Annotated in this window: 11 protein-coding genes; 8 read left to right on the top strand and 3 right to left on the bottom strand. The window is 72.0% G+C overall.

Annotated elements, in window-relative coordinates:
• Window positions 1-64: 64 nt before the first annotated feature.
• The 5 genes from ACZ592_RS05230 to ACZ592_RS05210 all read left to right on the top strand — a co-directional run bounded on the left by ACZ592_RS05230 (window position 65) and on the right by ACZ592_RS05210 (window position 7,319).
• Window positions 65-1,273 carry a sensor histidine kinase gene (locus ACZ592_RS05230; RefSeq protein WP_471580169.1) on the top strand — a complete coding sequence of 403 codons (1,209 nt, stop codon included), beginning with the start codon at window positions 65-67 and terminating at the stop codon, window positions 1,271-1,273.
• Between the two features lie 363 nt (window positions 1,274-1,636).
• Window positions 1,637-2,995, top strand: coding sequence for a sensor histidine kinase (locus ACZ592_RS05225; protein WP_471580168.1), 1,359 nt, complete (start codon window positions 1,637-1,639; stop codon window positions 2,993-2,995).
• A 266-nt stretch (window positions 2,996-3,261) separates the two neighbouring features.
• Window positions 3,262-3,921, top strand: coding sequence for a LuxR C-terminal-related transcriptional regulator (locus ACZ592_RS05220; RefSeq protein ID WP_471580712.1), 660 nt, complete (start codon window positions 3,262-3,264; stop codon window positions 3,919-3,921).
• A gap of 382 nt (window positions 3,922-4,303) precedes the next feature.
• Window positions 4,304-6,235, top strand: a complete 1,932-nt coding sequence (locus tag ACZ592_RS05215) for a 2-oxoacid:acceptor oxidoreductase subunit alpha (RefSeq protein WP_471580167.1) — start codon at window positions 4,304-4,306, stop codon at window positions 6,233-6,235.
• 1 nt (window position 6,236) lies between these two features.
• Window positions 6,237-7,319 (top strand): 2-oxoacid:ferredoxin oxidoreductase subunit beta, encoded by a 1,083-nt coding sequence (locus tag ACZ592_RS05210; RefSeq protein WP_471580711.1) that lies wholly within the window; start codon window positions 6,237-6,239, stop codon window positions 7,317-7,319.
• A 33-nt stretch (window positions 7,320-7,352) separates the two neighbouring features.
• On the opposite strand, the gene ACZ592_RS05205 is transcribed toward ACZ592_RS05210, so the two are convergent.
• Complete coding sequence (locus tag ACZ592_RS05205; RefSeq protein WP_471580166.1) at window positions 7,353-7,724, bottom strand: winged helix-turn-helix transcriptional regulator; 372 nt, start codon at window positions 7,722-7,724, stop codon at window positions 7,353-7,355.
• Window positions 7,725-7,826: 102 nt separating this feature from the next.
• Here ACZ592_RS05205 and ACZ592_RS05200 point away from each other — a divergent pair, with 102 nt between their 5' ends.
• Both ACZ592_RS05200 and rarD read left to right on the top strand, forming a co-directional pair.
• Entirely contained in the window at window positions 7,827-8,687 is an 861-nt protein-coding gene (locus ACZ592_RS05200; RefSeq protein ID WP_471580165.1) for an SDR family oxidoreductase, read from the top strand.
• Between the two features lie 291 nt (window positions 8,688-8,978).
• Complete coding sequence (gene rarD, locus ACZ592_RS05195) at window positions 8,979-9,932, top strand: EamA family transporter RarD (RefSeq protein ID WP_471580710.1); 954 nt, start codon at window positions 8,979-8,981, stop codon at window positions 9,930-9,932.
• Between the two features lie 31 nt (window positions 9,933-9,963).
• Here rarD and ACZ592_RS05190 read toward each other — a convergent pair whose 3' ends face one another.
• Window positions 9,964-10,827: an NmrA family NAD(P)-binding protein gene (locus tag ACZ592_RS05190; protein WP_471580164.1), complete on the bottom strand. Its 864-nt coding sequence runs from the start codon at window positions 10,825-10,827 to the stop codon at window positions 9,964-9,966.
• A gap of 80 nt (window positions 10,828-10,907) precedes the next feature.
• Here ACZ592_RS05190 and ACZ592_RS05185 point away from each other — a divergent pair, with 80 nt between their 5' ends.
• Window positions 10,908-11,780: an AraC family transcriptional regulator gene (locus tag ACZ592_RS05185; protein ID WP_471580163.1), complete on the top strand. Its 873-nt coding sequence runs from the start codon at window positions 10,908-10,910 to the stop codon at window positions 11,778-11,780.
• Window positions 11,781-12,004: 224 nt separating this feature from the next.
• On the opposite strand, the gene ACZ592_RS05180 is transcribed toward ACZ592_RS05185, so the two are convergent.
• Window positions 12,005-13,579 (bottom strand): MFS transporter, encoded by a 1,575-nt coding sequence (locus tag ACZ592_RS05180; RefSeq protein WP_471580162.1) that lies wholly within the window; start codon window positions 13,577-13,579, stop codon window positions 12,005-12,007.
• Between the last annotated feature and the right edge of the window lie 3 nt (window positions 13,580-13,582).

The raw sequence follows: 13,582 nt of genomic DNA, 5'->3' as shown, positions 1-13,582 counted from the left end.
CCCCCGGCCGTCCCGGCGGCCGCCCTCATGGCGCCGCGGCGCCGGGCGGGGCACTCTGGCGCGTATGACCGCACGCACCACGCCCCCGCACGACGACCGGCCGCCGCCCGCACGCTTCGCGTACGACCGGCACACCTGGAAGGAGATCGCGCATCTCCTGGCCAATCTCCCGGTGGGGATCGTCGGCTTCGTCTACGCGGTGACCACGCTGTCCGTCGGCGTCGGCCTGACGGTGACGGTCGTGGGTCTGCCGCTGCTCGCCGCGGGGCTGCTCGGCGCGCGTCTGCTCGGCAGGTTCGAGCGGGCGCGGGCCAGGAAGCTGCTGGGGGTGCGGATCGACGAGCCGAGCCCGATGCCGGGGCGCCGCGGGCAGAGCTTCCTCGGCAGGCTGTGGACGGGCCTGAAGGACCCGGTGGGCTGGCGCACCATGCTGTACGCCTTCATCCGGCTGCCCTGGGGCGTGCTGACCTTCGCCGTGACGGCGACGGGGCTCTTCGTCCTCTGGCCGGTGCTGCCCTTCGTCGTGCGCGGTCTCACCAACGCCGACCGCGTGATGGCGCGCGGACTGCTCTCGCCCTCCGACGAGTTGGAGCGGCGCATCGCCGAACTGGAGTCCGACCGCGGGGTGGTCGTGGACACGGCCGCCGCCGACCTGCGCCGCATCGAACGCGACCTGCACGACGGCGCGCAGGCCCGCCTGGTCGCCCTCGCCATGGGCCTCGGCCTCGCCAAGGAGAAGCTCCTGGAGGACCCCGACGCCGCGGCCTCGATGGTCGACGAGGCGCACGGCGAGGTGAAACTGGCCCTGCAGGAGCTGCGCGACCTGGCCCGCGGCATCCACCCGGCCGTCCTCACCGACCGCGGCCTGAACGCCGCGCTCTCCTCGGTGGCGTCGCGCTGCACGGTGCCGGTGAAGGTGACCGCCGACCTGCCCGCCCGCCCGGCGGCCGCCATCGAGGGCATCGCGTACTTCACGGTCTCCGAGCTCCTGCAGAACATCAGCAAGCACAGCGGGGCCAGAAGTGCGGCCGTCGACGTCTGGCGGGCGGACGAACGGCTGCTCATCCAGGTGTGGGACGACGGGCGGGGCGGGGCGCGTCTCGACGGCGGCTCGGGCATGGCGGGGCTCGCGGACCGGCTCGGCGCGGTCGACGGGCTCTTCGTGATCGATTCGCCGCCGGACGGGCCCACGACGATCACGGCGGAGCTGCCGTGGCGGGACCGGGCAACGGACGGCGCCTCCGGCACGTCGGGCGCGCGCCGCCGCGGGTGACCCGGGTACGCAGGTACGCAGGTATGTGGGTGACGCAGGTACGCGGGTGACAGGGCAGCCACGGGCCACACCGGCCCGTCGGCCTGCCCCCTCCCCTCCCCTCTCCCACGGCTCTCCCGCGCCTCTCGCGCGGCGCAGAGGTAGGGAAAACTCCGCACTCCGCGCCGCGGAGGTAGGGAAAACCCCCGGTCCAAGACGCCGACGCGCTCCATGGTCGAAGACGGCCGCGACGACGAGTCTTGAACCACGGCAACCCGGCAACCCGGCACCACGCCCGAGCCGACGCGGACGCGGACGCAGGCACAGGCACAGACGCAGACGCAGACGCAGACGCAGAAACCGACGCAGAAACGGACGGCAACGATGGCCACGGACTACGGACAGGGGTACGCGCCCATGGAGCGGCCGGAATTCCGGGGAACCGACGTCGAGGAGCGCCGGCACCGCCTGCCCGCCGGACTGCGCGCGCCGCTGGAGGCCCGCACCTGGCGGGAGTTCGGCTACACCATGCTGAGCCTGCCGATCGGCATCATGTCCTTCGTCTTCGCCATCACGATGCTCTCGCTCGGCGCGGGCCTCCTGATCACCTTCATCGGCATCCCGGTGCTCGCGGCCGGTCTGGCCGGCTGCCGTGGCATCGGCGCCCTGGAGCGGACCCGGGCGCGCGGGCTGCTCGGTGTGGACGTGGCGCCCCCGGAGCCCCTGCGGCCCAAGGGGGGCGGCCCGATGGCGCTGATGGGGGCGGTCCTCAAGAGCGGCGCGTCCTGGCGGCACGTCCTCTACTCGCTGCTGATGCTGCCGTGGTCGGTCTTCTCGTTCACCGTCTCGATCGTCTTCTGGTCGTACGGCTGGATGATGCTCACGTACCCCCTGTGGTTCTGGCTCTTCCCGATGTACGGGGGCCAGGACGGCATCCAGCTCTACGGCGACGACGGTCACCACATCTACCTCGACAACCCCTTCGAGATCGGCGTCACCGCGGCGACCGGCCTGCTCGTCACGCTGGCCACGCCGTGGATCCTGCGGGCCCTGACGACCGTGGACCGCGTGATGGTGTTCGGCCTGCTCGGCCCCTCGCGGCTCGCGACCCGCGTCGTCGAGCTGGAGTCGGACCGCGGAGTCGTCGTGGACACGGCCGCCGCCGACCTGCGCCGCATCGAACGCGACCTGCACGACGGCGCGCAGGCCCGCCTGGTCGCCCTCGCCATGGATCTGGGCCTGGCCAAGGAGAAGCTGACCGAGGACCCGGAGGCCGCCGCGCGCATGGTGGACGAGGCGCACGGCGAGGTGAAGGTCGCCCTGCAGGAGCTGCGCGACCTGGCCCGCGGCATCCACCCGGCCGTCCTCACCGACCGCGGCCTGGACGCCGCGCTCTCCGCCCTGTCCGCCCGCTGCACGGTGCCGGTCCAGGTCGAGGTGGACCTGACGAGCCGTCCGGCGGCCGCCATCGAGGGCATCGCGTACTTCACGGTCTCCGAGCTCCTGCAGAACATCAGCAAGCACAGCGGGGCCAGGACCGCGGCCGTGGACGTCTGGCGGGCCGAGAACCGGCTGATGCTCCAGGTCACCGACGACGGCAGGGGCGGCGCCGACGTGTCGGCGGGCTCCGGGCTCGCGGGCCTCGCCGAGCGGCTCGACGCGGTCGACGGGATCCTGGTCGTCGACTCGCCCGAGGGCGGTCCGACGACGGTCACGGCGGAGCTGCCGTGGCGCCAGGCCTGATCCCGGCCGATCCGCGCCGCGCCCCGCGCCCTGCCCCGCCCCGCCCCGCCCCGCCCCGCCCCGGGTTCGTACGCCGAACCGGGGGCGGGGCGCTGTGCGCGGGGCGCGGCGCGGAACAGTCTCGCGACGGAACCGGTGGGCCGCCCCGGATCGCGCGATACTGAGGGCCGAGTGTGCGGCCGGAACGGCCGTCGCACGACCGATACGGCCGGACAAGCGCGCCGGGGGATCAAAAAGTGCCGGGGGGCCGAAAAGTGGAGGACAAAGTGCGGGTCGTCATCGCCGAGGATTCAGTGCTGCTTCGGGAGGGCCTGACCCGGCTGCTGACCGACCGCGGGCACGACGTGGTCGCCGGGGTGGGGGACGCGGACGCGCTGATCAAGACCATCAACGACCTCGCCGCGCAGAACAGCCTGCCGGACGTCGTCGTCGCCGACGTGCGGATGCCCCCGACCCACACCGACGAGGGCGTGCGCGCCGCGGTGTACCTGCGCGGTCAGTACCCGGGCCTCGGGGTCCTGGTCCTTTCGCAGTACGTCGAGGAGCAGTACGCGACCGAGCTGCTGGCCGGGTCGAGCCGGGGCGTGGGCTATCTGCTCAAGGACCGGGTCGCCGAGGTGCGGGAGTTCGTCGACGCGGTGGTGCGGGTGGCGCAGGGCGGTACGGCGCTCGACCCGGAGGTCGTGGCGCAGCTGCTCGGACGCAGCCGCAAGCAGGACGTGCTCGCGGGGCTTACGCCACGGGAACGCGAGGTACTCGGCCTGATGGCCGAAGGACGGACGAACTCCGCGGTCGCCCGGCAGCTCGTGGTGAGCGACGGGGCGGTCGAGAAGCACGTGAGCAACATCTTCCTGAAGCTCGGCCTGTCCCAGAGTGACGGGGATCACCGGCGGGTGCTCGCGGTCCTCACCTACCTCAACTCATGAATAACTGACACCCTGTCAGATAGGGACGGGATCCGGCCCCGCCCGCGGCGGGTGCGGCCGGATGGAGCATGGATCGAGTGCTACCGGAGTTGCTGCCGGTGCAATGACATATGACGGCGGAATCGGAGAGAGCCACAGAGAGGCACAGGCCAGAGGCAAGTCCTGGGCGAGTCCTAGAACCAAAGGATGAGCGGGGAGCGTCATCCACGAAGGGCCGGGGGGCGAGGCGAACCATGACAAACCAGTGCATCACGGTGTCTCATCGAAGCATCCAGAATGCGAGCAACCCCAGGAAGGCGACCCTTACAGACGTAGGGTGGACCTTGGGAGCGCCGGTCGTCCCGGCGATTCCGCACAGTCGCCTCGAGGGAGGTCCAGTTCAGTGACCAGCCAGGTCAGTAGCCAAACCGAGCAGGCCGACGGGGCCGTCGTCGGAGAGCAGCGCAAGCCCGCAGGTGACAAGGATGTGCGCCGTCTGGACCGAGTGATCATCCGCTTCGCGGGTGACTCCGGAGACGGCATGCAGCTCACGGGTGACCGGTTCACCTCCGAGACGGCGTCCTTCGGCAACGACCTGTCGACACTCCCGAACTTCCCCGCCGAGATCCGCGCGCCGGCCGGCACCCTGCCGGGCGTCTCCTCCTTTCAGCTGCACTTCGCCGACCACGACATCCTGACGCCGGGCGACGCCCCGAACGTCCTGGTGGCGATGAACCCGGCCGCGCTGAAGGCGAACATCGGGGACGTGCCGCGCGGCGCGGAGGTCATCGTCAACACCGACGAGTTCTCCAAGCGCGCCATGCAGAAGGTCGGCTACGGCACCTCCCCGCTGGAGGACGGCTCCCTGGACGGCTACAGCGTGCACCCGGTGCCGCTGACCACCCTGACGGTGGAGGCCCTGAAGGACTTCGACCTCTCCCGCAAGGACGCGGGGCGCTCGAAGAACATGTTCGCGCTCGGCCTCCTGTCATGGATGTACCACCGGCCGACCGAGGGAACCGAGAAGTTCCTGCGGACCAAGTTCGCCAAGCGCCCGGAGATCGCCGAGGCGAACATCGCGGCGTTCCACGCGGGGTGGAACTTCGGCGAGACCACCGAGGACTTCGCGGTCTCCTACGAAGTCGCCCCCGCCTCCCAGGCGTTCGCGACCGGCACCTACCGCAACATCTCCGGCAACCTCGCCCTGTCGTACGGTCTGATCGCGGCGGGCCGCCAGGCGGATCTGCCGCTCTACCTGGGCAGTTACCCGATCACCCCGGCCTCGGACATCCTGCACGAGCTGTCCCGGCACAAGAACTTCGGCGTCCGCACGTTCCAGGCCGAGGACGAGATCGCGGGCATCGGCGCCGCCCTGGGCGCCGCCTTCGGCGGGTCCCTCGCGGTGACGACGACCTCCGGTCCCGGTGTGGCGCTCAAGTCGGAGACCATCGGCCTGGCGGTCAGCCTCGAACTGCCGCTGCTGGTCGTGGACATCCAGCGCGGCGGCCCCAGCACGGGCCTGCCGACCAAGACCGAGCAGGCCGACCTGCTGCAGGCGATGTACGGGCGCAACGGCGAGGCGCCGGTGCCGATCGTGGCGCCGAAGACCCCGGCGGACTGTTTCGACGCGGCGCTGGAGGCGGCCCGGATCGCGGTGACGTACCGGACCCCGGTGTTCCTGCTCTCCGACGGCTACCTGGCCAACGGGTCGGAGCCCTGGCGGATCCCCGAGGTCGACGAACTGCCGGATCTGCGCGTGCAGTTCACCTCCGGCCCCAACCACACCGAGGCCGACGGCACCGAGGTGTTCTGGCCCTACAAGCGGGATCCGCAGACGCTGGCCCGCCCGTGGGCGATCCCGGGCACGCCGGGCCTTGAGCACCGCATCGGCGGCATCGAGAAGCAGGACGGCACGGGCAACATCTCCTACGACCCGGCCAACCACGACTTCATGGTCCGCACCCGCCAGGCCAAGGTCGACGGGATCACCGTGCCCGACCTGGAGGTCGACGACGCCGGCGGGGACGCCGACACGCTCGTCCTCGGCTGGGGTTCGACGTACGGGCCGATCACCGCGGCGGTCCGCAGGCTGCGCACCGCGGGCGAGTCCATCGCGCAGGCCCATCTGCGCCATCTCAACCCGTTCCCGCGGAATCTGGGCGACGTCCTCGCGCGTTACGACAAGGTGGTGATCCCCGAGATGAACCTCGGGCAGCTCGCCACGCTGATCCGTGCGCGCTACCTCGTGGACGCCGTCTCCTACAACCAGGTCAACGGAATGCCGTTCAAGGCCGAGCAGCTCGCCACGGCTCTCAAGGAGGCCAACGATGGCTGACATGAAGACGGCCGGGCCGGAGGGGACCGGGAGCACGATCGAAGCGCTCTCCCTGGTGCCCAAGGCCGAGGCCCAGCAGTCCATGAAGGACTTCAAGTCCGACCAGGAGGTGCGCTGGTGCCCGGGCTGCGGTGACTACGCCGTGCTGGCCGCCGTGCAGAGCTTCATGCCCGAGCTCGGACTGGCGAAGGAGAACATCGTCTTCGTCTCGGGCATCGGCTGCTCCTCTCGCTTCCCGTACTACATGAACACGTACGGGATGCACTCCATCCACGGCCGCGCCCCGGCCATCGCCACCGGCCTCGCCTCCTCGCGGCGCGATCTGAGCGTGTGGGTGGTCACCGGTGACGGCGACGCGCTCTCCATCGGCGGCAACCACCTCATCCACGCCCTGCGCCGCAACGTGAACCTGAAGATCCTGCTGTTCAACAACCGGATCTACGGCCTCACCAAGGGCCAGTACAGCCCCACGTCCGAGGTCGGCAAGATCACCAAGTCGACGCCGATGGGCTCCCTGGACGCGCCCTTCAACCCGGTCTCGCTGGCCATCGGCGCCGAGGCGTCCTTCGTGGCCCGCACGGTGGACTCCGACCGCAAGCACCTCACGCAGGTGCTGCGCGAGGCCGCCGCGCACCCCGGCACCGCCCTGGTGGAGATCTACCAGAACTGCAACATCTTCAACGACGGCGCCTTCGAGGTCCTCAAGGACAAGCAGCAGGCCGAGGAGGCGGTGATCCGTCTGGAGCACGGGCAGCCGATCCGGTTCGGCGCCGAGGGGTCCAAGGGCGTCGTGCGCGACGCCGTGACGGGTGACCTGAAGGTCGTCGCCGTCACGCCGGAGAACGAGGCCGACGTCCTGGTCCACGACGCGCACTCCACGTCGCCGACCACGGCCTTCGCGCTGTCCCGGCTCGCCGACCCCGACACCCTGCACCACACCCCGATCGGCGTCCTGCGCAGCGTCGGACGGCCGGTCTACGACACGCTCATGGCCGACCAGCTCGACAGCGCCATCGAGCAGAACGGCAAGGGCGACCTCGCGTCGCTGCTCGCCGGCGGCGACACCTGGACGGTCGTCGGCTAGCCCGACCGCTCCCCGAGGCCCGGTCCTGATCCGTCAGGGCCGGGCCTCGTCGTACTCCAGGCGCGCCTTGCGCACGTCGTCCATGCGCCGCTCCGTCCAGGCCGCGAGCGCCCTGACCTGCTCCGCGGCCTCGCGCCCGAGCCCGGTCAGGGAGTAGTCGACGCGGGGCGGGATGACCGGCTTGGCGTCGCGGTGCACCAGGCCGTCGCGCTCCAGGGTCTGCAGGGTCTGGGCCAGCATCTTCTCGCTGACGCGGCCGATCTCGCGGCGCAGTTCGCTGAACCGGTACGAGCGCTCCTCCAGGGCGATCAGCACGAGGACGCCCCAGCGGCTCGTGACGTGCTCCAGGACGAGGCGGTGGGGGCACATCTCCTCGCCCTCGATGTTCCAGTTGCTTACGGCCATGCCAGTACCTTACTTCAAAGTGGGTACTTTCAGAAAGTTAGCGCTCCTGCCTAAGGTGCATTTGTCACTGATTTCCACCGGACACAGCAGGAGCATCCAGACATGAGCATCGTCGTCACCGGAGCCACCGGACACCTCGGCCGCCTCGTCATCGAGGGGCTGCTCGCCGCCCAGGTCCCCGCAGGGGAGATCGCGGCCGTCGTGCGCGACAAGGAGAAGGCCGCGGACCTCGCGGAGCGCGGCATCGAGCTGCGGATCGCGGACTACAGCGCCCCCGAGACCCTGGACGGGGCCTTCGCCGCCGGCGACCGGGTCCTGCTGATCTCCGGCAGCGAGGTCGGGCGGCGCGTGCCGCAGCACCGTGCGGTGGTCGACGCCGCCCGGAATGCGGGTGTCGCGCTCCTCGCCTACACGGGCATCCTCGGCGGCCCCGACGCCGACTTCGACCTGGCGGACGAGCACAAGGTGACCGAGCGGCTGATCCTCGACTCCGGCCTGCCGCACACCTTCCTGCGCAACGGCTGGTACCACGAGAACTACACCGAGCACCTCGCGCCGGTCTTGGCGCACGGCGCCGTCGTCGGCTCCGCGGGCGAGGGCCGGATCGCCTCCGCGGCGCGCGCCGACTACGCCGCGGCCGCCGTCGCCGTACTGACCGGCGAGGGTCACGAGGGCGAGGTCTACGAGCTGAGCGGCGACGTGGCGTGGAGCCTCGCCGAGTACGCGGCCGAGATCGCGGCCCGCACCGGCAAGGACATCTCGTACACGGACGTGACCGCCGAGCAGCACCTCGCCGTCCTGACCGGCGCGGGCATGCCGGAGCCGATGGCCGCGCTGCTCGTCGACGTGGACGCGGCGATCGGGCGGGGGCGCCTCGCGGGGACGAGCGGGGATCTGGCGCGGCTGATCGGGCGGCCCACCACGAGGATCGCCGACGCCGTGGCTGTGGCGCTCCGCTCCTGAGCCCCTTCCGGCGGGGTGCCCGGGAGCTTCGGGTGCCGTCGTCCGTCGCCTTCGGGCTCGCCCTCGAGCGCCGGACGGCCGGACCGCGCGGGCCGGGATCGATGGGCTCGGGCGAGTGTGTCATGAGTGTCTTCGCTTAACGGGCATGACAGGTGGGGGCATGCGGCGCTACCTTCAGTGCGGCAGCATGGGACTGCCTCGCACCGAGGAGGGGCCGTGGACGGCGCAGCAGCCGGGAAGACCAGGAACGAGCAGCGCGTCGGGCTGCTGAACGGCTTCGCGGCCTACGGGATGTGGGGCCTCGTCCCCCTCTTCTGGCCGCTCCTCAAACCGGCCGGCGCCGTCGAGATCCTCGCCCACCGGATGGCCTGGTCCCTCGTGGTGGTCGGCATCGCCCTGCTCTTCGTACGGCGCTGGGACTGGGCCCGCGAGCTGCTGCGCCAGCCGCGCAGGCTCGGCCTGGTGACGATCGCCGCGGCGGTCATCACCGTCAACTGGGGCGTCTACATCTGGTCGGTGAACTCCGGCCACGTCGTCGAGGCGTCCCTCGGCTACTTCATCAACCCGCTGGTCACCATCGCCATGGGCGTCCTGCTGCTCGGCGAGCGGCTGCGGCCCGTGCAGTGGGCGGCCGTCGGCATCGGGTTCGCGGCGGTGCTCGTGCTCGCCTTCGGGTACGGCAGGCCGCCGTGGATCTCGCTCGTCCTCGCCTTCTCCTTCGCCACGTACGGCCTGGTGAAGAAGAAGGTCAACCTCGGCGGCCTGGAGTCGCTGGCCGCCGAGACCGCCGTGCAGTTCCTGCCCGCCGTCGGCTATCTGGCGTGGCTGGCCACGCAGGGCGACATCGTGTTCGGCACCGAGGGCGCCGGGCACGCGGCGCTGCTCGCCGCCACCGGCGTGGTGACCGCCGCGCCCCTGGTCTGTTTCGGGGCCGCGGCGATCCGGGTGCCGCTCTCCACGCTGGGGCTGCTGCAGTACCTCGCACCCGTCTTCCAGTTCGGGCTCGGGATCCTCTACTTCCACGAGGCGATGCCGGCCGAGCGGTGGGCGGGCTTCGCTCTGGTGTGGCTGGCCCTGACGCTGCTGACCTGGGACGCGCTGCGCACGGGGCGGCGGAACGCGGTACGGATGGCTACGGCGAGGGAGGCGGCCGCCAGGGAGGCCGGCGCGTGCGAGGTGGCCGCGGGTGAGGTGGCCGCGGGTGAGGTGGCTCCCGGCCGGGGTGCGCAGGAGCCGGCCGTCTGAGGCTCCGCCCCGGTAGCCCCCGCCGGGGAGGTCAGGACCAGGCACCCGCCTCGGCCTGCGCCTTCGCGTACACGGAGAAGTCGCGCGGCTCCCGGCCGAGGACGTCCCTGACGCCCGTGGTCAGCGCCGCGTTGTGCCCCTCGGAGAGGAAGACGAAGACGTACGCGAGGGCGTCGGCGACTTCCTCGGAGACGCCCTCCGCGGTCAGTTCGGCCACGTACTGCTCCGCCGTGACGTGCTCGAAGCGCATCGGGAGCCCGGACGCCTCGGACAGTTCCGCCACCGCCTCGGCGAAGGAGAGCGCGCGCGGGCCCGCGAGTTCGTAGACGCGGTGCGTGTGCCCCTCCTCGGTGAGCAGGGCCGCCGCCACCTCCGCGATGTCGTCCACGTCGATGAACGGCTCCGGGACGTCACCTACGGGCAGGGCGAGGCGCCCGGTGCGCAGGGGCGCGTGGAAGAGGTCCTCGTCGAAGTTCTGCGTGAAGTTGTTGGGGCGGATGACCGTCCAGTCGACGTCCGCCTCGCGCACCGCCCGCTCGGCCTCCGCCATGCCCGGCTCGAAGCGGTCGCCGTAGATCTGGACGCCCCGCCCCGACAGGACGACGAAGCGGCGCACGCCCGCGGCCACGGCCTGCGCGACGAAGTCGGCGACCGGATCGGCGCTGGTCGGGGCGGTCAGGAACAGGGTGCGCACACCGTCCAGGGCGGGCGCCCACGTACCACGGTCGGTCCAGTCGAAGGGCGTCTCGGCGCTGCGCGACGCGGCGCGCACGGGATGGCCCGCCGCACGGAGCAGGGGCACGAGGCGCCGGCCCGTCTTGCCGGTGGCGCCGAGGACGAGGATGGGGGATTCGGATGCGGTGTGCCGAGCTGGTGTCCGGGCTGTGTTCGTCATGGCTCCAGCCAACTCCCTTCCCCGTACGGGAGACATGGGCAGCCGTCTTCGTCGGATGGGCGTCCGTCTACCGTGGGGGAATGGACGCTCTGGGAGATCTGCTGCGAGGGATCCGCGCGGACGGCGCGCTGTTCGACCGTGCCGTGCTGGCGGGCCCCTGGGAGATGTCGTGCGCGGACGGCGCGGCCCTCGAACTGGTCACGGTGGTGCGCGGCGCGGCACGGATCAGCGTGGTGCCGGGTGCGCCGCGGGTGCTGCACGAGGGGGACGGCGCGGTCGTCTGCACCCCGACGCCGTACAGCCTGAGCGCGGTGGAGCCCGGGGCGGCCGAGTGCGAACTGGTCACCGGTACCTACCAGTTGGACCGGGCGGCCGGGCGGCGGCTGATCAGCGCGCTGCCTCCGCTGCTCGTCGTACCGTCCGGCGAGGAGTGCCTGCCCATCGTGGAGATGATCGCCGCCGAGGTGGCCGCCGACCGGCCGGGCGGCCAGTACGTGCGGGACCGGATGCTCGACTGGATGCTGGCCTGCACCCTGCGCGACTGGTTCGACCTGCCCGAGTCCTGCCCGCCCGACTGGTACCGCGCGCTCGGCGACGACATCGTCGGGCCCGCCCTGCGCGCCATGCACGACGAGCCGGCCCGGCCCTGGACGGTGGCGGCGCTCGCCGCGCACGCCCGGGTCTCCCGCGCGTCGTTCGCCCGCAACTTCTCCGACCTGGTGGGCAAGCCCCCGATGGCGTACCTCACCGAGTGGCGGATGACGCTGGCCGCCGAGCTCCTCACCGAGCCGGGCGCGACGGTCGCGGCGGTGGCCGGACAGGTCGGATACGCCGACGGATTCGGCTTCAGCGACGCGTTCAAACGCATCCGCGGCATCGCACCGAGCGGCTACCGCGCCTCGCGGACGGGCCGGACGGCCTCGGCGCCGGGGTCGCTCAGCGCGGCGGTCTGAACGCTCCCCGCGACGGACACCGCAGCAGCCCGGCAGACCGGGCACGCCCACGGCCTCGGCGCCCAGAGCACTCAGGACGGCTACCGCGCCTCGCAGACCGGCCGGACGGCCTCGACGCCAGGAGCGCTCAGCGCGGCGGTCTGAACGCTCCCCGCGACGGACACCGCAGCAGCCCGGCAGACCGGGCACGCCCACGGCCTCGGCGCCCAGAGCACTCAGGACGGTCACCGCGCCTCGCAGACCGGCCGGACGGCCTCGACGCCAGGAGCGCTCAGCGTCGCGGGCCGAGCGCTGCCCGCCACAGGACCGTCGCCGGACCGCCTCCCGCCGACTCCCCCGCCTGCCCTCTCCCCGCGTACGCCCAGACCCGCGACGACCGCGCCCAGGACCGCCATCACCACCGGGACGACCAGGGCCGCGCGGAACGCCGACAGGTCCGCATCGCCCGGCGCCGCGCGGCCGGCCGCGCCGCCGCTTCCCGAACCCCCGTGCGCGCCGCCCGACATCAGTCCGTAGACCGCCGTCACGGCCGATATCCCGATCGCGGCGCCGAACTGCGTGGCCGTCTGCAGCAGTCCGCTCGCCAGGCCCTGTTCCTCCTCCGCCACACCGTCCGTCACCGCGATCATCTGCGGTCCGAGCGTGAGTGCGAAGCCGGTGCCCGCGAGGAGCAGGGTCGGGAACATCGCCGCGTACGGCCAGTCCGCGCCGATCGGCAGGAAGAGGCCGTACCCCAGGGACGCCATCAGGAAGCCGCCGAGGATCACGCGCGCGTTGCCGAACCGCCTGACCAGGCGCGGGGTGAGCGTCGGCGACAGGAACACGTCGCAGCCCAGCACGATCATCGCGACGGCGGTCTGCCAGGACGACCAGCCGCGCAGCTCCTGGAGGTACAGCGTCAGGACGAACTGGAAGCCCATGAAGGCGCCGAGGTAGAGCAGCGCTCCCGCCCCGGCCCGCGTCACGGACCCCGTGCGGAAGATCCCGAGCCGCACCAGCGGGTCGTCCGCACGCCGCTCGACCCCGACGAAGACGGCGACCAAGAGCAGTCCCGCGACGGCCGCGCCGAGCGTCAACGGCCAGCCGCCGAGGCCGTGTTCGAGCCGTACGACACCGTAGGTGAGCAGGAGCATGGCCCCGGCCGCGGTGACCGCCCCCGGCATGTCGAACCGCCGCCCCGCGCCCCCGGCCCGCTGACCGGCGACCCCGGTGCGCCGACCCGTGTCCCCGACCCGCTCCGGCACCTCCTTGGGGATGAGCCGGAGCCCCGCCGCGAGCACCGCGCCCGCGAAGAACACCGGCGTGAAGAACACCCACCGCCAGCCGAGTTCGGTGAGCAGCCCGCCGACGACCAGGCCGAGCGAGAAGCCGCCCGCGGACGTCCCGGCGAAGATCAGCAACGCCCGGTTCCTGTCGTGGCCCTCCGCGTACGAGGTGGTGATGATGGACATCGCCGCCGGCGTCATGAACGCGGCCGACACCCCGGTCACGAACCGCGCCACGACCAGCATCCAGCCCTCGGTCGCGAACCCGCCGAGCCCGGAGAAGACCATGAAGACCCCCAGCCAGCCGAGGAACATCCGCCGTCGGCCGAGCAGATCCGCCGCCCGGCCGCCGAGCAGGGTGAAGCCCGCGTACCCGAGGACGTAGGCGCTGATGACCCAGGCCGCCGTGCCGGTCGACAGGCCCATGCCGGATCTGATCGCGGGGATCGCGATCGCGAGCATGGCGATGTCGATGCCTTCGAGGAAGATCGTGCCGCAGAGGACGAGCAGCAGCGCCCAGGCGCGTGCACGCATGAC

The sequence above is a fragment of the Streptomyces sp. NPDC040622 genome, assembly GCF_055593965.1.
Note: the sequence above shows the minus strand (reverse complement) of the source record. Positions and strands in the feature narration are given on the sequence as shown.

Coding starts and splice junctions, on each gene's coding strand:
- ACZ592_RS05200 (WP_471580165.1), top strand. CDS start 7,827: ATGAGCATCGTCGTCACCGGAGCCACCGGACACCTCGGCCGCCTCGTC.
- ACZ592_RS05225 (WP_471580168.1), top strand. CDS start 1,637: ATGGCCACGGACTACGGACAGGGGTACGCGCCCATGGAGCGGCCGGAA.
- ACZ592_RS05190 (WP_471580164.1), bottom strand. CDS start 10,827: ATGACGAACACAGCCCGGACACCAGCTCGGCACACCGCATCCGAATCC.
- rarD (WP_471580710.1), top strand. CDS start 8,979: ATGTGGGGCCTCGTCCCCCTCTTCTGGCCGCTCCTCAAACCGGCCGGC.
- ACZ592_RS05205 (WP_471580166.1), bottom strand. CDS start 7,724: ATGGCCGTAAGCAACTGGAACATCGAGGGCGAGGAGATGTGCCCCCAC.
- ACZ592_RS05210 (WP_471580711.1), top strand. CDS start 6,237: ATGAAGACGGCCGGGCCGGAGGGGACCGGGAGCACGATCGAAGCGCTC.
- ACZ592_RS05185 (WP_471580163.1), top strand. CDS start 10,908: ATGGACGCTCTGGGAGATCTGCTGCGAGGGATCCGCGCGGACGGCGCG.
- ACZ592_RS05180 (WP_471580162.1), bottom strand. CDS start 13,579: ATGCGTGCACGCGCCTGGGCGCTGCTGCTCGTCCTCTGCGGCACGATC.
- ACZ592_RS05230 (WP_471580169.1), top strand. CDS start 65: ATGACCGCACGCACCACGCCCCCGCACGACGACCGGCCGCCGCCCGCA.